Here is a 20,511-nt window from a genome sequence, read left to right as displayed (position 1 = left end):
GATATATCGAATCTGTCATATAATATACCTGCTGAAACCACAAAAACGTACATGGTTTGCTCATTTTGAATTAACTTAATTGCTTTTATCTTCATATTGATTTGTTTAAATTGTGGTACAATTTTTTGGCATAGACTCGCTTTTTAGTCCTCAATGAGTCAGGTTTTGTGCAAATGAATTTTGAAAACTCAGACTTTGAACAGATTTGTCGAAACGCAGTGCATTTAACCTGAAACGATTTGGTACAAATCTTAGAAATTATCCTCCTCTAAAATCTCAAGTCTAGAATGCCACGCACAAATTTCCAAGCAAAAATACATTAATTTTTTAAATCATTAACTTTGCATGTGACTTTATTACATCCCTCACGGAGATTGTGGAAATCTAACTATGCAAACAAACTCGAAGTTCCGCCCCAACTCATTCGCACTTAATCCACCGAAGTCGAGTACATCTGCACCAGCACCCAACTAACTTTAATTTTATCAAATATATTCAAGATGATTCACCATGTCTTCCATATCCAGAACTTGATAAATCAGCAGCAATCCCTGAATAAAAGCGGATTTTACGCAGCACTATTGCTCAGTTTAATTTTAGAGGGAGTATTTTGGATCAAAGCCGATACTAAGCTTTCACTTTCCGCAATCAAATCATCCATTTCTTGGCGATGATCAAAATAATAAACCAAACCAGCATAAACCTCGCTTAAACTCAAATCATACTCTGTAGCAATCTCATCGGCTGATTTGCCCATAAACTCATGCCAGATCGCAATCTGAGGCACCGTAATGCGGCGGCCAAGAATATGCGGTTTCCCGCTACAAATCTCAGGATCAATGGAGATATAATTTTTGGAAACAGCTTCCATCTTTTGTTTTTTTTCAAATTTACAAAAAAATAGCAAACGAAAAAGCTCGAATCAAGGAGTTTTGGATGAATGCTGATTCACTTCACCAAAGTCGAATGCATCTGCACCAGCACCCACCGCCCCATCATCTTTTCCAGAATCATACTTTCCAACCAATGGATATTCCTGGTCGTATTGGTTTTTGAGTTGTTGATGACGGCGTAGTTGTGGTAACTCACCCAGGCAATATTTTTGCGGAAATTGAATTTGATGAATTCGAAGCGGTTGGTACGGGTCCAGTCTTTGGGTTTACTTAGGATGTTTTTGACGTATTCGGCAACCATCTCGCGGTTCCAAATTTCACCCATGTCGTACAGCTCGAAGTTCGGGGCACAATTGTTGTCAAAATGTTTCATGTCGGGATTGGTGAAAACCTCAAAAAAATCGGTGAGCACCTGCCGGATTGCTGCGGTGTCCTTTTGCAGGTTTTGGGAAAAGCCGTAAGTGGCTGAGAGGAGGAATAGGAGGAATAAGTAGGTTTTTTTTATCATGATTGAGGTATTGAAAAAGTGTAAAAGTTTAGAACCCCGCCTTCGGCGGAGTGTTTTTAGAAATTCAATCGCGCTTTGAACTTTGACGCCTTCGGCGTTGAGCGGCTTTAATGGGAGAACGGATTTAACGGATCAGAACGGATCAATCTGAGCTAACCTAAAATTGATCCGTTCTGATCCGTTAAATCCGTTCTCCCATTGTTGTCGCTTTTAACAAAAAGAGGCGAAGCCTCCAAAAGCGCGAAGCGCATAAAACGGCGTACGGGAATGATGACCTACTTCAGCTCTCCCAGCAACGCCTTTACCGCCGCCTCCAGCTGCTGATCCTTACCTTTCCACACTACCTCGTACTCATTCCACACCTTGATGTCCGGTTCCGTTGGCCAGTTTTCCAGGTATTTCCCGTTCATGGCTTTTACGCCCACGGGAGGCACACCCCAGCGGATGCTGTTGTCTTGCAGCGCCTCCCAGGCAGCGAAGGTACAAGTACCCGGCACCTGTTGGCCCACCAGTTTGCCTATTTTTTGGTCTTGAATCGCGAAGGCGTAGCAGTGGCCGTCCGAATAATTCGCTTCGTTGACCAGCGAGATGCTCGGTTTGGTCCAACGAAAATTGGGTTCGTAGCCCATGCTGCGGGTATCGGTTGTATAGTCCATGAATTTTTTGCCAGAGAGAAACATTGCCAAATCCGCCACGAGGTCGCCACCGCCGTTGAAGCGGGTATCAATCACGATGCCTTTTTTGTTGGCGAATTTGCCCATCACGTCTTCGAAGGTGTTGCGGTAGGCACCGTCGTTCATGCCGGGGATGTGTACGTAGCCCAGTTGGCCGTTGGACAATTTTTCCACTTCCTCCTGGTTGCGCAACACCCAGCGGCGGTACAGCAAGCCGTTTTCTTCCCCAATCGAGATGGGTTTTACAATCAGTTCCCGACGGGTAGTGCCTTCCAGCACACTCAGTAGGGTGTTTTTGCCCGCCTTGCGGTTCAGGTATTGCGCCAAATCGCGGCCCGTTACGATGGTCTCGCCATCGATGGCCTCGATGATGGCTCCGGCTTGCAGGTTCAAACTGGCTTTGTCCAGCGGGCCGTTTTTGACAATTTCTTCAATACGAACTCCAGCACCCGTGTAGTTTTGGTCATAAAATGCCCCCAGGGAAGCAGTTTGGTCGCCATTGGGATTGAAAGAAGCATAGCTGGCGCCGGTGTGGGAAATGTTCAGTTCGCCCAACATCTCGGAGAGCAGTTCCGCAAATTCGTAGTTGTTGCCAACGTGGGGCAAAAATTGCAGGTAATCCGGCTTGTAGCTGTCCCAATCTACCCCGTGGAAACTGGCGGTGTAAAAGGTTTTTTTGGTGCGGCGCCACACGTGTTCAAACATAAAGGCGCGTTCTGCGGCTACGTTCAGCACCATTTCGCCATTGATGCCGATGCTTTCCTGTTTGGAAGCACCCGGATCAATTTTGACAATGCGGCCATCTGTATTCAGGAAGATGTTTTTTTGCTCTTTGTCCCACACCATCGAGCCACCGCCGTTGGAGTTGAGCGAGATCAACATTTTGGTTTCTTTGGTGCGCAGGTTAGTGCTCCAGAGGTTGTAGCCCCGCTCAAAACGCGCCAGGTAATACAAGGTTTCGCCGTCTTTGCTCACCAACACGTCGGCCATGTTGGAGGAGTGGATGGTCAGTTTGACTTTGCGCAAGGCCAAATCATCGAAATCGAGTACCACGCTGTCTTTTTTTATCTCCTTACTGGCGGCCTTTTTGGTGGTGTCTGCTTTGGTTGCTTTTTCCTCCATTTCTTTGGCCAGCGCCGCGTCTTCTTTGCTCAGGCGGTACTTGTCAAAAGCTTCCTGGGTGAAAAACATAGCGTAAGCATCCACTTGTGAGTTGCCCCCTTGCGCTACGGATTTCAAACCATCGCGGTTGCTGAACCAAACCATGGCTTTGCCGCCCAAAATCCACTTGGGCCGGAAATCCTGGAAGCCACTTTCGGTGAGGTTGATCGCTTTGCCTTTGCCATTGCTGGCGATGATGCCAATTTCTCCGGTTGGGACACCAGGTACGCTGTAGTCGAACAAAATCCACTTGCCATCCGGGCTCCAGGAGAAATATTGGTCATTGTCGCCCATCGAAAACAGCTCCTGATCGGTGAGCAAGGTACGCGTTTGTTTGCTGGCGATGTTGTACACCTTGAGGGTCATACGGTCTTCGATGAAGGCAATTTCCTTGCCGTCTGGCGAATATTCCGGTTGATAGTTCTCCTTGGCGTTTTCGATGATCGGCGTTTCTTTCAGTAGGGTAGAGGCGTAGAAGTAAGGCTCCTCGCTGCGGCTGATTTTGGTCTCGTAGATTTTCCAGCTGTTGCCGCGTTCAGCGGAATAAAGCAGGGCTTTGCCGTCGGGCGAAAAACTTACGCTGCGTTCCTGCTCGGGCGTATTGGTGATACGCTTGGTCACCCCGCCTTCCACCGAGGAAACGAACACTTCACCCCGAAACACAAAAGCGACCTCCTTGCCATTGGAGGAAACAGCCATGTCGCGAGCACCCGCGCTCACCGGCACGATTTGTTCGTTGTTGCGACGGGCATCCGCAGCGATGTTGACTTTGAGCTGTACGGGCTTTCCTTTGGTGCTCATGGTGTACAGGTTGCCCGCGTAGCTGAAGCAGAGGGTACCATCCTTGGCTTGGCTCAGAAAGCGCACTGGATGCTTTTTGAAGCTGGTCAGGGCTTCTGCTTTGCCCGGATTGTCGAGCGCAAATTTGTGCACGTTGAAAGAACCATTGGCCTCGCTGAGGTACACGATGCTTTTGTCATTGTCCGCAAAAATCGGATTACGGTCTTCCCCATTAAAAGTCGTCAGCTTGGTGTGTTTTTGGGTTTTGCTGTCGTACACCCAGAGGTCGCGGGCAATCGAAGAGGTATGGTGTTTGCGCCAGGTGTTTTCACCCCCTTTTTTGTCCTGGTAGACCATTTTGCTGCCGTCCTTGTTGTATTTCACATCTTCGGCGGGGGTAGGCAGTAGCATGCTCACCTTGCCACCATTGATGGAGACCTGGTACAATTCCGGTTGTGACCCGGTGGGGTACTGGCGGTTGCTGGCCAAATCCATGCGGGCCGAGCCAAAGACGATGTTTTTGTCGTCGGTGCTGAATTCGTAGGGGTACTCATTGGCGGAGTGGAAGGTCAGACGTTTGGCTTCGCCGCCTTCAGCAGGGATACTGAAAATGTCAAAATTGCCAAAACGGTCAGAAGCAAAGCAGATCGTTTTGCCATCCCGTGACCATACGAGCATGAAGTCGTGGGCTTCGTGCAGGGTCAAAGGGCTGGCATTGCCACCATCGGCAGATACTTTCCACAGGTCACCTTTGTAGGTAAACACTACCGTTTTGCCGTCGGGTGAAATGGAAGGGTAACGCAGCCAGGAGGGGGTGTTTTGGCCAAAAGCCCCAAGGCAACTGATAAACAGGGTTGCACATAGTAAGAGAAGTCGGGTAACTTGGTTTCGCATTGGTTAATGGATTTTTAGAAAGATATAAATTGCGGACAATATAAAAAAAGAGATTTATCTTTGGTTAAGTCCTACCTCCAAGCATAGCCAAATTTCAAAAATTAAAGTGAGTTCGGGTATCAATCTAGATTACGCAACTCACATTGTTTCTGAGGTGACCCCTAAAGTGGGCTAAGGTGTCTTAGGTGGTGGAAAAAGAAAAACCAGCGAAGCTGGTCAAAGTAACTACCACCTAAGACACCTTAGCTCACCTCAGGGATCACCATAAGAATTGAATCGCAATGCCTGGATTTTGTAAAAATGGATTGCCATGAAAACTTCAATTGACGACAAACCCTGGTTCAATACCCCGACCATGCACCCATTCTGGATGGGGGCAATTGGTTTTTTGGTCAATTTATATGGCAGTGGCTGGTGCAATTTTTTTGCTGGATATGGGCTTTAGCCAAGCCGGGAAAACGAAGGAAATACAAGTGAGCAATCAGGGTTGAGGGGTATCTTTAGCTACTTCTCCAATCCTTTCCGGGGCAAGCTTTTCAAGGGACAGGTCAGTTCCTATTCCCTCATCACCTCCAGTGCCTCATCATCCCGAAACCCCGTCGCCAATGTTTTCAACCGCCGTTTCAAGTCCACAATCAGCGATTGATTCGCGGGGTTCGCGTACACATTTTGCATCTCCTGCGGATCTTTTTGCAGATCGTACAATTCCCAAAAGTCCCCCTCTCCATAAAAACGGATCAGCTTGTAGCGCTTGGTGCGGATACCAAAGTGTTTCATCACATTGTGCTCTGCTTTTTCGTAGTAGTGGTAGTATACCTGTTGCCGCCAGTCTTTGCTGCGTTTTTTGCGGAGCAAAGGCAGGATAGATTTTCCTTGAATGTCTGATGGGATGGTGACACCAGCCAAATCCAAAAATGTCGGCGCAAAATCGATGCCCATCAACAATTCATTCACCTTGGTGCCTGGTTTGATCAATTTGGGGTAACGCATCAAAAAAGGCATGTGTTCGGATTCTTCATACATAAAACGTTTGTCGAACCAGCCGTGCTCACCCAGATAAAAGCCCTGATCTGAAGCGTAAATGACCACCGTATTTTTACTCAATTTTTGCTGATCGAGGTAATCGAGCAGGCGGCCAATATTGCGATCCAGCGAAAGGACACAACCCAAATAATCATTCATGTAGCGCTGGAATTTCCATTCATCCAAGGCCTTTCCCATTAAGTTTTGACTTTTGAAGGCTTCGGACATGGGTTGGTAGTAGGCTTGCCAGGCACGGCGCTGGGCATCGGTCATCCGTTTGAGGTCATAGTCAACTTTGAGATCTTCCAAGATGCGCAGGTCGCGGTACACGTTCATTTCTTGTTTTCCAGCAGCGATCCGACCGGCATAATCGTCGTAAAATGTGGGGGGCATTTTGAATTTTACCCCATCAAAGGCGTGGAAATCCATGGTGTCGGGCAACCAATTTCGATGCGGTGCTTTTTGACCCACTACCATACAGAAAGGTTTGTTTTTATCGCGGTCTTTGTCCAGCCATTGAATGGCCTTGTCGGTGGTAATGGTGGTTGCGTAACCTTCATAGCGGCGGGTTTGGCCATCCATTTCGATGAAATCGGGGTTGTAATAATGACCCTGGCCAGGCAGGACGGTCCAGTAATCGAAATATTGCGGAGTTGCTTCCAGGTGCCATTTGCCAATCCAACTGGTTTGGTAACCAATCGCTTGGAGCCGCTTGGGAAACATGTCTTGCCCGGCATTGAAACGCGAAAGGTTGTCGCGGTGGCCGTTGATGTGACTCAGCTTGCCAGTAAGCAGGGCCGCGCGACTGGGTGCACACAAAGAGTTGGTGCAAAACATGTGCTGAAAAATGGCTCCTTCCCGGCCAATGCGGTCAATATTGGGGGTTTGGATGTACGGGCTACCGTAGGCACTGATGGCATTGAGGGCGTGATCGTCGGAGAAGATGATCAGGATATTGGGGCGCTCGGCGTTTTTTTTCAAAACAGCGGGAGGCAACAACGAGGAATTGCCCAGGAAGAACAAAAAGAAAAACCAGGCAAAGTAGGGAGTAAAAGTGCTTGTTTTGAACATAATCAGCTCTTGAAATGGCTTAATGAATAGTGCGAAATTACAAAAGTGGTAAGAATAAGAATCTGTTATTTGCTAGTCTTCAACGCGACCAATTCCCTAAAAATTTTTATCTTTCCGCGCTCAAAACAATTTGCGTCACACAATGTCCGAACTTCATCCCCTTACCGATGCCAATACCTACGTTTCTGTCATCTTGCCGATGGCGGTTCCCAAGCCGTATACCTATTCTGTACCCGAAGAATGGGTCAGCAAGGTGCAGGTTGGCGTGCGGGTAGAGGTGCAGTTTGGCCCCAAACGGCAGTATGCGGCATTGGTATTGGAAGTATTGACCGAAGCGCCGGCACACAAAACCAAGGCCATCCTTTCGGTCATCGACGACACCCCCATCATTTGGGCAAAACAATTGCGTTTTTGGCAATGGGTGGGACAGTATTATTGCTGTACGCTGGGTGAGGTGATGCACGCTGCATTGCCCGCCAATCTCAAACTGGCCAGCGAAACCACCATTACCCTCAGTCCGCTGTTTGATGGCGACATTCTGGAACTGGAAGACAAAGAATACCTCATTGCCGAAGCCCTGACCATCCAACATGAACTGACGCTGGAGCAGGTGCGCGATATCCTGGGCATCAAAACCATCTATCCCCTCATCCGGGACATGCTGGACAAACGCCTCATTTACCTCAAGGAAGACCTCAAAGAAAAATTTCAACCAAAAACCATCGCCTGTGTGCGTTTGTATGAACCTTATGCTTCGCAACCGGAGACGCTGGAATTGGCTTTTGAAAAAATCTCCAAGGCCAATCGACAAGTAGAAGCCTTGATGGCCTACCTACAATTGGCGCGGGGAAAAGACTACGTACGGCGTGAAGACCTGTTTAAAATGGCCAAAGTAGACTCCAGCGTGACCCAAGCCATGGACAAAAAAGGCATCCTGGAGACCTACCAACGCGAAGTCAGCAGAGTGGCAGGTTATGAAGATGAAGTGGTTGAAGCAGATATACTCAGCACCCAACAAGAACGCGCCATTGCGGAAATTCATACCCAGTTTGCCGAAAAGAACGTCCTCCTGTTGCAGGGTGTAACGGGCAGTGGCAAAACCCGAGTGTACATCGAGCTGATCCGGGAAGCCATCAATCGGGGCGAACAAGTACTTTACCTACTCCCCGAAATTGCGCTGACTACCCAAATCATCAGCCGCCTGCAAAAAGTATTTGGTGATCAGGTGGATGTGTACCACTCTCGCCTCAACAACAACGAACGCGTTGAAATCTGGAACCGCGTCAAGGAAGGCAAAGCGCTGGTACTAGGGGCGCGTTCGGCGCTATTTTTGCCCTATCAAAACCTGAAGTTGGTCATCGTGGATGAAGAACACGATCCCTCTTTCAAGCAACAAGACCCCAACCCCCGTTACCATGGACGGGATGCGGGCATCTATCTGGCACAATTGTTTGATGCAAAAGTGTTGCTCGGAACGGCGACGCCATCAGTTGAGTCTTTCTACAACACCCAGGCGGGCAAGTACGGACTGGTCAAAATGGAAGAGCGTTTTGGCGGTTTGCAATTGCCAGAAGTCGAGATAGTCGACCTCAAAAAGGCCATGCGCGCAGGCACCATGCAATCGCATTTTTCAGTGCCTTTGATCAACGAGATGAAAGCGACGATTGATCGGGGCGAACAAGTCATCTTGTTTCAAAACCGTCGTGGATACGCCCCTGTATACAAGTGCAGCACCTGCAACTGGACTTGCGAGTGCATCCATTGCGATGTGAGTTTGACTTACCACAAAGGCCAAAACAACCTGAAATGCCACTATTGTGGCTACCAAACCCAATTGCCCAAAGAATGCCCGGCTTGTGGTGGCAAGCAACTGATTGTACAAGGTTTTGGTACCGAAAAGATCGAAGACGAACTAAAAATATTCCTGCCCGAAGCCAAAATCGGACGCATGGATTTGGATACTGTGCGCAGCAAAAATGCCCACGCCAAGATCATCAATGACTTTGAAGAAGGACGTTTGAATGTATTGGTTGGTACCCAAATGGTCACCAAAGGGCTGGATTTTGACAAAGTAGGTTTGGTGGGGGTGCTGAGTGCCGATCAGCTTTTGCAATTTCCCGATTTCAGAGCGGGGGAGCGGGCGTTTCAACTGATGCTGCAAGTAGCAGGTCGTGCGGGCCGCAAACACAAGCGCGGCAAAGTGATCATTCAATCCCACAACGTGTCCAACCCCGTGATCAAAGAAGTGCTGGATGGCGACTTCAGGGCTTTTTACAATCGGGAAATCATGGAGCGGCAAGAGTTTTTTTATCCTCCCTTTTACCGCCTGATTCGCATTACGCTCAAACACAAAAAGCCAGAGGTGATCAATGCTGCTGCGCAAAAATACGGCAATTTTTTGAAGGCCAAATTGGGCGATCGCCTGCGCGGACCAGCGGTGCCGTATGTGGGAAGGGTACGTTCCTATTTTTTGCTGGATTTTCTGGTCAAACTGGAGCGCAACCCCAAATTGATTGCATCTACCAAAGATTTGATTGCTGCCGCAGAGCATTTTTTACTACAAGAAGAAGGCTATTCCACGGTGAAAATTGCAGTAGATGTAGATCCAATGTAAAGATGTGGTTTACCTTTGTAGCGCTCATTTCCTCACTTTAATTCGTTGAGTTCTTATGGTTCGTTCAGCTACTGCCCAGGATTTTTCTTTCTTTTATTCCCTTTACATGCACCCGCAGATCAATCCTTTTCTGATGTATGAACAAATGGACGAGGAAGCCTTTCAGCCCATTTTCCATGATTTGCAAAGCCAAAATCAGTTGTTTGTCTTTGAATATGAAGGCCAAATGGCCGGGATGTTCAAAATTGTGCCTTTTGCCCACCGCACTTCGCACATTGCGTACTTGGGAGGGGTGGCCATACACCCTGATTTTGCGGGCAAAGGATTGGGCACTCAAATGCTACATGAAATCATTGCCCATTGTGGCGAACGTGGTTTCTTGCGCTTGGAACTCAGTACCGCCACTATCAACGAGCGCGCCATCAAGCTGTATGAAAAGGTAGGATTTGAAAAAGAGGGCGTCTACCGCAATTATTGCTGGCTAAAAAGTGAAAATCGTTTCCTGGATGAAGTGGTGATGTCTTACCTTTATCCACAATAGATGTTCTGTTTACAAAGTCGAATGTACAGACTTTAAGTTTTTTTGGTTAAATTTAGACTGTGAGCGAGAAAAATACCATTCTTTCAACGGTTCGGCGCTATGGCAGCAAGCTGTTTCGCTTCATCCGTGGGCGGGTACGCTCAGAGGAGGAGGCCGAAGACATTTTGCAAGACGTTTGGGTACAACTCAGTCGCCTGAGCAATCTGGAAGAAGTGGAAAGCATCAGTGCCTGGTTGTACCAGGTTGCCCGCAATCGCATCACCGATACCTACCGCAAAAAAAGCACCGAATCGCTGGATGATCTGGCTTTTGAAGACGAAGATGGCAACCTGGATTTCAAGGAAATTCTCCTCTCCGACAGTCAATCCCCTGAAGATGCCTTTTTTAAGGAAATCTTTTGGGACGCTCTGATGCAGGCCCTTGACGAACTGCCTGAAAATCAACGACAGGTGTTTGTGTGGAATGAACTGGAAGACCTGACCTTGCAAGAAATTGCCGATAAAACCAATGAAAATTTAAAAACCATCATCTCGCGCAAGCGCTATGCGGTGCAACACCTGCGCCAAAGACTGCAAGCCCTTTACGATGAACTCAATAACGCTTAAGCCATGAACCAACGCTGGAAAAGAAAAGGATTATTTTTTCTCTTGGCCCTTCCGACCTTCTTTTTGCTGATGGGCTTGATCGTCAAACTGTTGTGGAACAACACCCTGGCTGTAATCACACCCGTCCAGCCCATTAATTATTGGCAGGCGATTGGCCTGCTGATTTTATCGCGCATCCTCTTTGGCGGTTTCCGGTTTGGTGGCCCGCGCGGTGATGGCGGCATGTCTCACCCCAAAGCACAGCAATGGCGCGATAAATGGAGCAACATGGACAACGAAGAACGCGAGCGCTTCAAATCCGAATGGAAAAAACGCTGCAAAGATGACTCACCAAAGAACCCATGACTTCAGTTGTAGGTCTTCTCCTTACCGCCCAACCCACGAATTTATTCGTGGGAGATTCGTGGGAAGTTCATGGGAGTTTGCAAAGCAAATCCACTGTAAATCAATTGACTAAAAATAAAATCAAAAAAAACCCACTTTTTTTAAAGTAATTTTCCCGCCTCTCCGTCTACCTAAATGTGAGCATGTTAAATGCGTTTGACTAAGTTTTAAACAGGATGAAATCTTCCTCCAAAACTTAACCAAAGGGCGATAAAAAAATAAGTGATCATTTTGCCAGAGGATTAGATAAGTAAACGTTTCATTTCAAGTGCCTTATTTAATCCTCTGGCTAAAGAAAAATGAGCACTTATTTTTGCCCCACTGCTAAGTGTTTAATCACCCATTGTTACACCACACAAAACTTAAAAAAATGAAAGTGCTGTTTTTTGCACCAGCCCTGCTGCTGTTCGCGGGCTTGTGGCTGGTACCCTTTTTCCTGTTCAAAGCCTTTTTGATGTTTTTCATCGTAGGCTTCTTCTTTAAATTCATGATGCGTCGCAGATGGCGCAGGCATTTCTGGGGCAACCGAGTACCTGCATTTGCCGATCGCATCCGCAACATGAGCGATGAAGAATACGATGCCTTCCGTTCCAAATTCACCCATGGATGTGGCGGCAGAAAGGTAGAGATCAAAGACAACGACCAACCCGGTTACAGCGAAAAAGACCTCGTGTAGGGTCACCCCTACGTGGGTGACCCATGATGAAGGTCGGAACGACCTGAATATGGTGGGCGACCACGCAGGGTCGCCCCAACAGGTCGCCCGAACAGTCCCCTGCAAATCATTTAATTTTTCATTTACCCAATTCAAATTCAATTCATTATGCATTGGCAACACGCAATGGCCAAGTGGGCAAACTATGCCTCTAACCAACCTCATCATGGTAAGCACCATGGCAAAAACTTTGGCGGCGGATCTTTCCGCAGGGCCAAGTACAACATTCCGGCAAATATTGCAGAGACGGATACCGGTTACGAAATCCATCTGTATGCCCTGGGCTACGACAAGGCCAACATCAACATTACGGTAGTAGACGAAGTGTTGTATGTGACTGGCACTCGCGAAATCCCAGAGGATTACCGTCCGAATTTTATCCGGCAGGAGTTTCCGATCAAATCATTTGAGAAAGTATTCCACTTGAATGAGGGGATCGACACTACCGCAATCGTCGCCAAACAGGAAGATGGCGTACTGATCATTACCCTGCCCAAAAAGCCGGAAGCACAGCGGCAAGAAAGGAACGTAGATATTGTGTAATTCCTTTCGAAGTTAATAATCATGCATTAGTGGACGCCCGTCATGGGCGTCCCTACACTATTGTTACACCCAATCCCGGCTTATCACACGGCCACATGTACCCGTCCTCAAGTACAAACCCACCACTCACCACATCCTGGGCCAGGTCAAAACTGCCATCCAGGTCGATGTATTTGGTATGCGGTTGGGAAAAGGCCACGTGCAACGCAGCAGTGATGCTCACAATGCTCTCATCATTACAGCCCCACATCAGATCAATCCCTGCTGAAAGGGCCACATTGGCGATTTCTTGTGCACCCTGAATGCCGCCACATTTCATCAGTTTGATGTTGAAAATGCCACAACTGCGCTCGGGAACCAGCAATTTATGGGCAGAACGCGCATCCAGCAAGCTCTCATCAGCGGCGATTTGGTCGCGCATATCGGCAGGTAAGCCGCTCGTTATGGACATGTCGGCCACCTTGATGGGTTGCTCCACCAGTTCTATCTGCAAACTTTCGGTAAGGGCGTCAAAAAGCAACAAATCCCGGTAAGAATAGCCCTGATTGGGGTCAACCCGAATGCCAATTTTGTACCCAAAACGCTCGCGAAGTTTGACCAAGCGCTCGATGTCCATTTGTAGATCCTGGCCGAGTTTGACTTTCAATATTTTAAAACCTCCATCCACAAATTCTTGCGCATCCGCCAAAGTTCCTTCTACGTCCTTGATGCCAATGGTCACAGAGGTGGCCATTTTCTTGATCCTGCGCCCCAGAAAGTCCACGATCGACAAGCCAATGGTTTGGCAAAAGGCATCGTGCAAAGCCATGTCAAACGCGGCGAGGGCTGCCGGGTATTTTGCAAATGCTTCCCGAAACCACTTGATGTACAATTGGAAACGCTCGATGGGTTTGCCTTCCAGCATTTTTATGGGTTCGGATTGCAATACCGCCAGGGTATGTTCTAGGGTTTCTCCAGTCACATAGTCCATCGGACAAGCAGCGCCAATCCCTCGCATGCCATTTTCCAGCTCGATGAGGATAAACGCGTTTTCAACCTCCGTTGTAGTATGATAAGCAATGGTATAGGGTCGGGACAAGGCTAAATTTTGTCGCCAGACCTCGATTGACTTTATGTTCATGTGTAATGATTGTTTGACGAAGTGCCACAAAATAGAAAGATTCCTGTTTTTTTTCGAAAAAACCAATGCATTGAAGTGCAATGAGTAAATTAGGGGCAGATCAAAAAATCCATCTTTATGAAAAAAATCCTTTTCCTTCTGACTTTTCTCATCGGAACGCTTTCCTGCAATCAAAAGCCAACCGAAAACCCACCGCGCAACGTAAAAAAGTACACAATTGAACAATTTTACGCCAATATCAATATTGGTGGTGGTTCCTTTTCCCCGGATGAATCAAAATTGCTGGTATCCAGTAACGAATCGGGTATTTACAACCTTTATGAAATCAACCTGTCGGATCAAAGTATGACTGCAGTGACAAAGTCTACAACTGAGTCACTCTTTGGTGTTGACTATGTACCTGGAACTGGCGAAATCCTCTACGCTGCCGATAAAGGAGGCAACGAAATTGACCATCTCTACCTGCGCAGGGTTGACGGAACAGTGCAAGATCTTACGCCTGCCCCAAAAGAAAAGGCTAATTTTTTTGGTTGGAGTGAAGACAAAAAATCCATGTACTACACTTCCAACAAACGTGATGAACGTTTTTTCGACTTGTACAAAATGATTGTGGGTACCTGGAAAGCCCAAATGCTGTTTCAAAACAACGAAGGGTACGAAGTAGCCGGAATTTCCTGGGACGAAAAGACCATCGCACTTACTAAAAGCATCACGACAAGCGAAAACCAATTGTTCCTTTACGATCTGGCCAGTAAGAAAACAACTGAAATTTCCAAAGCGGATAAAAAAGGGACTTACAATGTTTCCGGATTCAGCAAGGATGGCAAAACTTTCACCTACCTCTCGAACGCGGGTAAAGAATTTCAGGAACTTGAACAGTACACCTTAAGCGGTGGTCAATACAAAACCCTTTACGCAACTAAATGGGATGTGATGTACGCTTATGATTCTGAAAATGAAAAATACCGAGTCATTGGAATCAACGTCGACGGTAAAAACCAGCTTAAAGTACTAGACAATCAGACCGGCAAAGCGTTGGAATTGCCTGAAATTCCCGATGGAGATGTTATTGCTGTGAATATTTCGCCTAGCGAAACCAAAATGCGCCTGACCGTTGGGACATCCAAAGCACCTTCGAATCTTTACCTCTATGACTTCAAAACCAAGGCCTTGACCAAACTCACCGAAACCTTAAACAAAGAACTCAACGCCGAAAACCTGGTATCCGCTGAAGTAGTGCGCTACAAATCTTTCGATGGACTGGATATTCCAGCCATATATTACAAACCCCAACAGGCATCTGCCCAAAACAAGGTCCCTGGTCTCATTTGGGTACACGGCGGCCCTGGTGGCCAATCTCGTGTAGGTTACATCCCTTTGGTTCAGTACCTCGTTAACCATGGATATGCGGTGCTCGCAGTCAACAACCGGGGCAGCAGTGGATATGGTCAAAAATTTTACAAAATGGACGACCGTAACCACGGTGAAAAAGACCTGCAGGACTGCGTTTGGGGCAAAAAATACCTGCAAAGCCTGGCTTACATCGATTCAGAAAAAATTGGGATCATCGGCGGTTCTTACGGCGGTTACATGACCATGGCTGGCATGACTTTTACTCCGGATGAATTCAAGGTTGGTGTCGACATTTTTGGGGTAACCAACTGGTTGCGAACCCTCAAGTCTATCCCCCCTTATTGGGAATCTTTCCGTAGTGCCTTGTATTCAGAAATGGGTGATCCATTCACTGGCGACTCCGTACGTTTGAGCAAAATCTCTCCACTTTTTCATACCGAAAAGGTCAAAAGTCCGATCATGGTATTGCAAGGTGCCAATGACCCGCGAGTTTTGCAAGTGGAATCTGATGAGATTGTAGCCAAAGTGAAGAATAACAAGGTACCTGTAGAATACATCGTTTTTCCGGATGAAGGTCACGGGTTTGTGAAAAAAGAAAACGAAATCAAAGGCTATGGAGCTGTGCTGAAATTTTTGGACAAATACCTAAAGGAGGAAAAAGAGATAAAAAATTAGGCTCTTGACGAGTTGTCGATCTTCAAAGACTGTACAGCGTATTTATTTGTCATTTGTACCTAGTCATTTAGTATCCTATAATTCAGACCGCAATGAAATCAATTCTTACCCTTTTCTTTGGTGTTTTTGGCCTCATGGTTCTGGCTCAAAAACACGACGGAATTTCCAACAGTTTGGACAATCTCTTCAGGCTGTCAGATGCCAAAACCCGCTCTATTTCACCCGAAAACTTTACGGGTGAAAAAGGCAAAGGGGGCGTGGCTACCGATGGCACTGGCGCTGGCCCGGCACGTGGCTTGGGACAAGGCTGGAAAATCAGCCCCAGCGTAAAGATTCCCTCCAAAACGACCTTTACCATGGCGGAAATCAATGGCTCGGGTGCCATTCAGCACATGTGGCTGACGCCCGCAGGCATCAAATGGCGGTATGCCATTCTGCGCATTTATTGGGACGATGAAAAAGAGCCTTCGGTAGAAGCCCCCCTCGGCGACTTTTTCTGTATGGGTTGGAACCAGTACGCCTCGGTCAATTCGATGGCGGTTTGTGTCAATCCTGGCAGCGCGTTCAACTGTTACTGGGTGATGCCTTTTCGCAAAAAAGCGCGGATTACCATCGAAAACCTGGCCGATGAGGAGTTTCGGCTGTATTATCAAGTCGATTATGTAGAAACGACGGTACCGGATGATGCGGCTTATTTCCATGCACAATTTCGGCGGGTCAATCCCTTGCCTTACAAAGACGTGTATACCCTCGTGGATGGCATCAAGGGCAAAGGCCATTATGTGGGGACTTACATTGCCTGGGGCGTGCACAACAACGGTTGGTGGGGCGAAGGCGAAATCAAGTTTTACATTGATGGCGATAAGGATTTTCCCACCATTTGTGGCACAGGTACTGAAGATTACTTTTGTGGGTCATATGACTTTGACGTGCGCAAGAAAAACAGTGCTGGCGTAGATCAGGTGGAATACCAGGAATTCAACACCCCTTACGTTGGACTGCCGCAGGTCATTCGCGGCGACGGCCATTACCAGGTGATGCAGCGTTTTGGGATGTACCGCTGGCATATCCCAGATCCAATCCGGTTTGAAAAAGACCTCAAAGTCACCATTCAAGCCCTGGGATGGCGGGGCGATGGGCGTTATCTGCCTTTGCAAGACGATATTTCTTCTGTGGTGTTTTGGTACCAAACTGAACCTCATGGGGCATTTCCGAAATTGCCGGAGAGGGATAAGTTGGAAGTGAACTGATATACAAGCCGGTCACCGAGCGTAGCCGAGGTGCCCGGCTTGTATATCAGTTCACTTCCAACCAATTACCATCCAATCGGAACTTCCACAATCGTTTTGTCCCAACCCAGGCGCATTACTGCGGCTTTGTCGTTCACTTTTTCAAAGCGGATGCCGAGATTTTCGATGACTTCTTCTGCAGCTTTTACCGGAACTTTCACCCGCAACACGTCTTTCGATTCTTGGTAGCTGTATGCGCCCCAAACATCAAGATCGGTATTGAGAATGATGGTCCATTCGTTTTGATCGGGAATGGCAAAAAGTGCGTAAGTACCCGCTTTTACCGCTTTTCCTCCCAAGGTTACATCCTGGTACAATTTGATTTCGGTTGCCTCGTTTGCACCAACGCGCCAAACTTTCCCGAAAGAGATGAGTTTTCCAAAAATCTCGCGCTCTTTCTTGGCCGGACGGCTGTAAATGACGCGCACTACGGCCTGGGCATTTTCTCCACCAATTTTGTCGGGCGCAAACTTGCGGTCGTGGGCAAAATCATGGGGATAATAACTTACGTCCATTGGACTTTTGTCCAAACCCGGAAACTTTTGGGCTTGCAGGTTCAGGCCAAAACCCAATACCAGCAACAACAAGGAAAATCTTGACTTCATGTTGATTTTTTTTCAAAGATAACCACTAAGACTTAACTGGTATGTCGTAGCGGCAACGAATTTTGCTTGTTGTGATGGCGTACATTTGGCTTATTGTACCAAAACCTCATTGTGCGGTAGGGCCAAATCCCGATCCAGGGTAATAAACACCACCGAATCTCCTTTTTTGCAACTACTCAACACTTTGCTGGCCTCAATTTCTTCGTAGATTTTGTCCGAAAACGAATACAAGGTTTTGGAATTTCCATCGCGGATCACAATTTTGAAACGCCGCTTGCCCTGTGGATCTACCTTGCCATCATCGTGAAGGGAGACGGGTTGCACCGTAAATGTACCTTTTGTATCAGCGAGCAAAGTACATTTCCCTTCGGGGCTATATTCATTGACAACCAACTTGTTGTTCAATAAAATTGCGGTGCAATTGCTGAAGCTGTTGTCATTTTGTCCCAAGAGGAAAACCCCAGAACCAAGACAAACCAGGAATAAAATTGCTTTTAAGCTTTTCATAAAATCAGAATTTGATGGGTGAAAAAGTTGGGTGATTTCTTGACTCGACAAATCTATTCCCTTGAATTGTAAAGCGTGTAAAAAGCCTGTAAAACAGTGTAACTGAAATGTAAAACCTTAAGACTTCCTTGCCTTTACCGCAATATAATTAAAAATCCAACCCGATTTCAGTACCAAAGTCTTTTCAATTGTCAATCCCTGCGCCTCTAGCGAACACAAGTAATCCTCGATGGCGTCTTGCTGGGGGTGCAGTACATCGCCCGGAATCAGCCGGAATATCCAGCGGAAGAAGCGGTGGCGGTGCACATCAATGGTCAACACCAGCGTTCCTTGAGGTTTCAGTGCCTGAATCAATTTGCGAAGCGCCAAGTCCAAATCGGCGACATGATTGATGGCATTGAGGCAAAATACTTTATCGTAGTGGTCGGTTGCATCCAATTGTTCCAACATCAACTCCTGAAATTGGACATAAGGAAATTGGCTTTGCGAAAAACCCGGGAGCTGGCTTTCGTACTTCGACAGCAACGGATCTAGCGCATCAACCTTTTGATCGTTTAAAATGGTGAATACTCCCGCCGGGCCACAGCCTGCCTCCAAAATTCGTTCGCCAGCAACCAAATGTATCTCCAACAAGCCAAGCAGTTTTTGCCAATGGCGCTGTTTGGCCTTTACATACTCTTCCCAGTCCAGCTTCTGCAAGTACCGTTGCCACCAGCGCAACTCCAAAAACTGCGCAAATCGCCAGCGCCAGGAATAAGTTTTATTTTCCAAAAGAAGTCGTAATTTTAGCGTTCTATGGTCTTTTGGGCTTAAACCCAAAGACCCTAAAACTTAAAATAAAGATGCGTTTTCCAATTGGTACAAAGGTAAAATTTATTCATACTGGCGACGAAGGTACAGTGGTTTCTTTGATTGATGCTGAAACGGTCAATGTCCGACTCACGGGCGAAGACATGGAAATTCCGGTCAATCTTGAAAACATCGTGCATGCCGATCAATACGTTGCCACGGCAAAGCCACTTAAAGGCAAACCCAAATCCGCCCAATCAAACTTGCCGCCGCCGCCACCAAAGTATACGCCGCCAGCGGTAGGCGTTCCGGTCAAAGCCAGCAATGCCCAGTATGCCATTATCAAAAGCATGGGCGTACAATTGGCGTTTGATCCCATTTACAAAGAAGACGGCTCTCCTGAAAAATACCTGATCTACGTGATCAACGATACCCGCATGGATGTGGTGTACAATTTCACCTTGACGCTGAACAAAAGATCTGCGATAGAGCACAGCAGCAAACTGAATGGGCTGCATTACGAGCGCATTGGTGAACTTTGGTTTGATCAACTAAACGATGGACCCTCTGTGCACATGGAATGCTGGCGCTTGCTGACCGATGGTGGGGGCAAAAAGCTGGCCAAAGAGCTGAACATCAAACCCAAAACGTTTTTTACAAAAATCCTCACCGCACCATTCCTGGATCGGCCAGTGCACCATTTTCGAATGTTTGAAAAGCACGAACTGGAATTTACGGAGGAAAAAGAGCAAGGTGCAGAAGATCTAAAGTCTTACACTGAGCGCAACATCCAGCCTCATGCCAAAATCATTCACCACCAAAGCGAGACCAAACACGAGGTGAAACAGTTGGCAGAATTCAATCCTGAATTGGACTTGCACATCGAAAACCTGGTCAAAGACGAACGCAAACTCAACCACGCCGACATCCTGAACCTGCAAATTCGCCATTTTGAAACCTACCTGGACAAGGCAGTCAGAATAGGAGTGGAACGGGTATTCATTATCCATGGAGTAGGGGAGGGGAAGTTGAAAAATGCCATCGCAACGATTCTGCTTCAGCATCCGCATGTCAAAACCTTTAAAAACGAGTACCATCCACGCTATGGGTATGGCGCTACTGAGGTAGAGTTTTCCTAAGGAACTGCGCAAAATCCTGGAGTGAATTGAATCGATGATCGATGCGCAGGCCATTGTTTACCGCTTGCGCAATTTGGTCTATTTCATCCATTTTGCCTTCAATGAGCACGGTGACCATGCCCAGGTTTTGCCCAAACTCAATATCGGAAAGGGAGTCGCCCACCATGACCGAGCGCTGAAAATCAATATCAGGAAATGCTGCTTTGGCTTGCCAGGCCATGCCACTAGCAGGTTTGCGGCAATTGTTGGGGACACTGGCCAGGTCGGGGCAATGATAAACTCCGTCAATCCGGCCCCATGCTTTGGCAATATCAGTTGCCATCTTTTCATGGATGTGCTGTAATTGCTCCAGGCTCATTTTGCCTTTGCCGATGCCTTGTTGGTTGGTAACGACCACAATCCGCTGAAAATGCTTTGCAAAAAATGCCAATGCATCCAGGGTTCCTGCGGTGAATTGAAAGTCTTCCCAATGGGCGATGTAATCACCGGGGATGCGCTCGTTGATTACGCCGTCGCGGTCGAGGAAGAGGGTATGGTGTGGGTAGGACATTGGGTTATTCTTCTTCCATCAAATTCCGGTCTTCAATAATTTTTTCCACATTGGTGATCAATTCACTTAATTCGTAAT

19 protein-coding genes are annotated in these 20,511 nt (G+C 47.3%); 10 read left to right on the top strand and 9 right to left on the bottom strand.

Annotated elements, in window-relative coordinates; translation table 11 throughout:
* Positions 1-568: 568 nt before the first annotated feature.
* The 3 genes from ABW391_RS19320 to ABW391_RS19310 form a co-directional block, all read right to left on the bottom strand.
* Entirely contained in the window at positions 569-871 is a 303-nt protein-coding gene (locus tag ABW391_RS19320) for a DUF433 domain-containing protein (RefSeq protein WP_353483548.1), read from the bottom strand.
* Positions 872-948: 77 nt separating this feature from the next.
* The gene (locus ABW391_RS19315; protein ID WP_353483547.1) at positions 949-1,401 is read right to left on the bottom strand and encodes a nuclear transport factor 2 family protein; all 453 of its coding nucleotides are present in this window, start codon (positions 1,399-1,401) and stop codon (positions 949-951) included.
* A 275-nt stretch (positions 1,402-1,676) separates the two neighbouring features.
* Positions 1,677-4,910, bottom strand: coding sequence for a S41 family peptidase (locus ABW391_RS19310; RefSeq protein WP_353483546.1), 3,234 nt, complete (start codon positions 4,908-4,910; stop codon positions 1,677-1,679).
* A 310-nt stretch (positions 4,911-5,220) separates the two neighbouring features.
* On the opposite strand from ABW391_RS19310, the gene ABW391_RS19305 reads away from it, so the two are divergent.
* On the top strand, positions 5,221-5,355 hold the full coding sequence (locus ABW391_RS19305; RefSeq protein WP_353483545.1) for a hypothetical protein: 135 nt from the start codon (positions 5,221-5,223) through the stop codon (positions 5,353-5,355).
* Positions 5,356-5,465: 110 nt separating this feature from the next.
* Here the strand turns inward: ABW391_RS19305 and ABW391_RS19300 are convergent, their stop codons facing one another.
* A complete protein-coding gene (locus ABW391_RS19300) occupies positions 5,466-7,004 on the bottom strand; it encodes a sulfatase family protein (RefSeq protein WP_353483544.1) in 1,539 nt (512 codons plus the stop codon).
* Between the two features lie 142 nt (positions 7,005-7,146).
* On the opposite strand from ABW391_RS19300, the gene priA reads away from it, so the two are divergent.
* The 6 genes from priA to ABW391_RS19270 all read left to right on the top strand — a co-directional run bounded on the left by priA (position 7,147) and on the right by ABW391_RS19270 (position 12,406).
* Positions 7,147-9,618: a replication restart helicase PriA gene (gene priA / locus ABW391_RS19295; RefSeq protein ID WP_353483543.1), complete on the top strand. Its 2,472-nt coding sequence runs from the start codon at positions 7,147-7,149 to the stop codon at positions 9,616-9,618.
* A 55-nt stretch (positions 9,619-9,673) separates the two neighbouring features.
* Positions 9,674-10,159 carry a GNAT family N-acetyltransferase gene (locus ABW391_RS19290; RefSeq protein ID WP_353483542.1) on the top strand — a complete coding sequence of 162 codons (486 nt, stop codon included), beginning with the start codon at positions 9,674-9,676 and terminating at the stop codon, positions 10,157-10,159.
* A gap of 59 nt (positions 10,160-10,218) precedes the next feature.
* Complete coding sequence (locus ABW391_RS19285; protein WP_353483541.1) at positions 10,219-10,764, top strand: RNA polymerase sigma factor; 546 nt, start codon at positions 10,219-10,221, stop codon at positions 10,762-10,764.
* 3 nt (positions 10,765-10,767) lie between these two features.
* Positions 10,768-11,109, top strand: coding sequence for a hypothetical protein (locus ABW391_RS19280; protein WP_353483540.1), 342 nt, complete (start codon positions 10,768-10,770; stop codon positions 11,107-11,109).
* A gap of 409 nt (positions 11,110-11,518) precedes the next feature.
* Positions 11,519-11,824: a hypothetical protein gene (locus ABW391_RS19275; protein WP_353483539.1), complete on the top strand. Its 306-nt coding sequence runs from the start codon at positions 11,519-11,521 to the stop codon at positions 11,822-11,824.
* Positions 11,825-11,971: 147 nt separating this feature from the next.
* The gene (locus tag ABW391_RS19270; protein ID WP_353483538.1) at positions 11,972-12,406 is read left to right on the top strand and encodes an Hsp20/alpha crystallin family protein; all 435 of its coding nucleotides are present in this window, start codon (positions 11,972-11,974) and stop codon (positions 12,404-12,406) included.
* A 52-nt stretch (positions 12,407-12,458) separates the two neighbouring features.
* Here the strand turns inward: ABW391_RS19270 and ABW391_RS19265 are convergent, their stop codons facing one another.
* Positions 12,459-13,526: a mandelate racemase/muconate lactonizing enzyme family protein gene (locus ABW391_RS19265; protein ID WP_353483537.1), complete on the bottom strand. Its 1,068-nt coding sequence runs from the start codon at positions 13,524-13,526 to the stop codon at positions 12,459-12,461.
* A 117-nt stretch (positions 13,527-13,643) separates the two neighbouring features.
* On the opposite strand from ABW391_RS19265, the gene ABW391_RS19260 reads away from it, so the two are divergent.
* Together ABW391_RS19260 and ABW391_RS19255 are read left to right on the top strand one after the other, a co-directional pair.
* Positions 13,644-15,554, top strand: coding sequence for a S9 family peptidase (locus ABW391_RS19260; RefSeq protein WP_353483536.1), 1,911 nt, complete (start codon positions 13,644-13,646; stop codon positions 15,552-15,554).
* Positions 15,555-15,646: 92 nt separating this feature from the next.
* Positions 15,647-16,804, top strand: a complete 1,158-nt coding sequence (locus ABW391_RS19255; protein ID WP_353483535.1) for a glycoside hydrolase family 172 protein — start codon at positions 15,647-15,649, stop codon at positions 16,802-16,804.
* Positions 16,805-16,869: 65 nt separating this feature from the next.
* On the opposite strand, the gene ABW391_RS19250 is transcribed toward ABW391_RS19255, so the two are convergent.
* The 3 genes from ABW391_RS19250 to ABW391_RS19240 all read right to left on the bottom strand — a co-directional run bounded on the left by ABW391_RS19250 (position 16,870) and on the right by ABW391_RS19240 (position 18,726).
* A complete protein-coding gene (locus ABW391_RS19250) occupies positions 16,870-17,448 on the bottom strand; it encodes a DUF2911 domain-containing protein (protein WP_353483534.1) in 579 nt (192 codons plus the stop codon).
* Between the two features lie 90 nt (positions 17,449-17,538).
* The gene (locus tag ABW391_RS19245) at positions 17,539-17,955 is read right to left on the bottom strand and encodes a hypothetical protein (protein WP_353483533.1); all 417 of its coding nucleotides are present in this window, start codon (positions 17,953-17,955) and stop codon (positions 17,539-17,541) included.
* Between the two features lie 117 nt (positions 17,956-18,072).
* A complete protein-coding gene (locus ABW391_RS19240) occupies positions 18,073-18,726 on the bottom strand; it encodes a class I SAM-dependent methyltransferase (RefSeq protein ID WP_353483532.1) in 654 nt (217 codons plus the stop codon).
* Between the two features lie 71 nt (positions 18,727-18,797).
* On the opposite strand from ABW391_RS19240, the gene ABW391_RS19235 reads away from it, so the two are divergent.
* On the top strand, positions 18,798-19,883 hold the full coding sequence (locus ABW391_RS19235; protein WP_353483531.1) for a Smr/MutS family protein: 1,086 nt from the start codon (positions 18,798-18,800) through the stop codon (positions 19,881-19,883).
* Here the strand turns inward: ABW391_RS19235 and ABW391_RS19230 are convergent.
* On the bottom strand, positions 19,861-20,433 hold the full coding sequence (locus ABW391_RS19230; RefSeq protein ID WP_353483530.1) for a D-glycero-alpha-D-manno-heptose-1,7-bisphosphate 7-phosphatase: 573 nt from the start codon (positions 20,431-20,433) through the stop codon (positions 19,861-19,863). The two genes, ABW391_RS19235 and ABW391_RS19230, sit on opposite strands and share 23 nt — an antisense overlap.
* Between the last annotated feature and the right edge of the window lie 78 nt (positions 20,434-20,511).

The organism is Haliscomenobacter sp. (genome assembly GCF_040403615.1).
GTDB lineage: Bacteria > Bacteroidota > Bacteroidia > Chitinophagales > Saprospiraceae > Haliscomenobacter.
The sequence above is the reverse complement of the archived record's forward strand: the minus strand, read 5'-3'. Positions and strand labels throughout refer to the sequence as shown.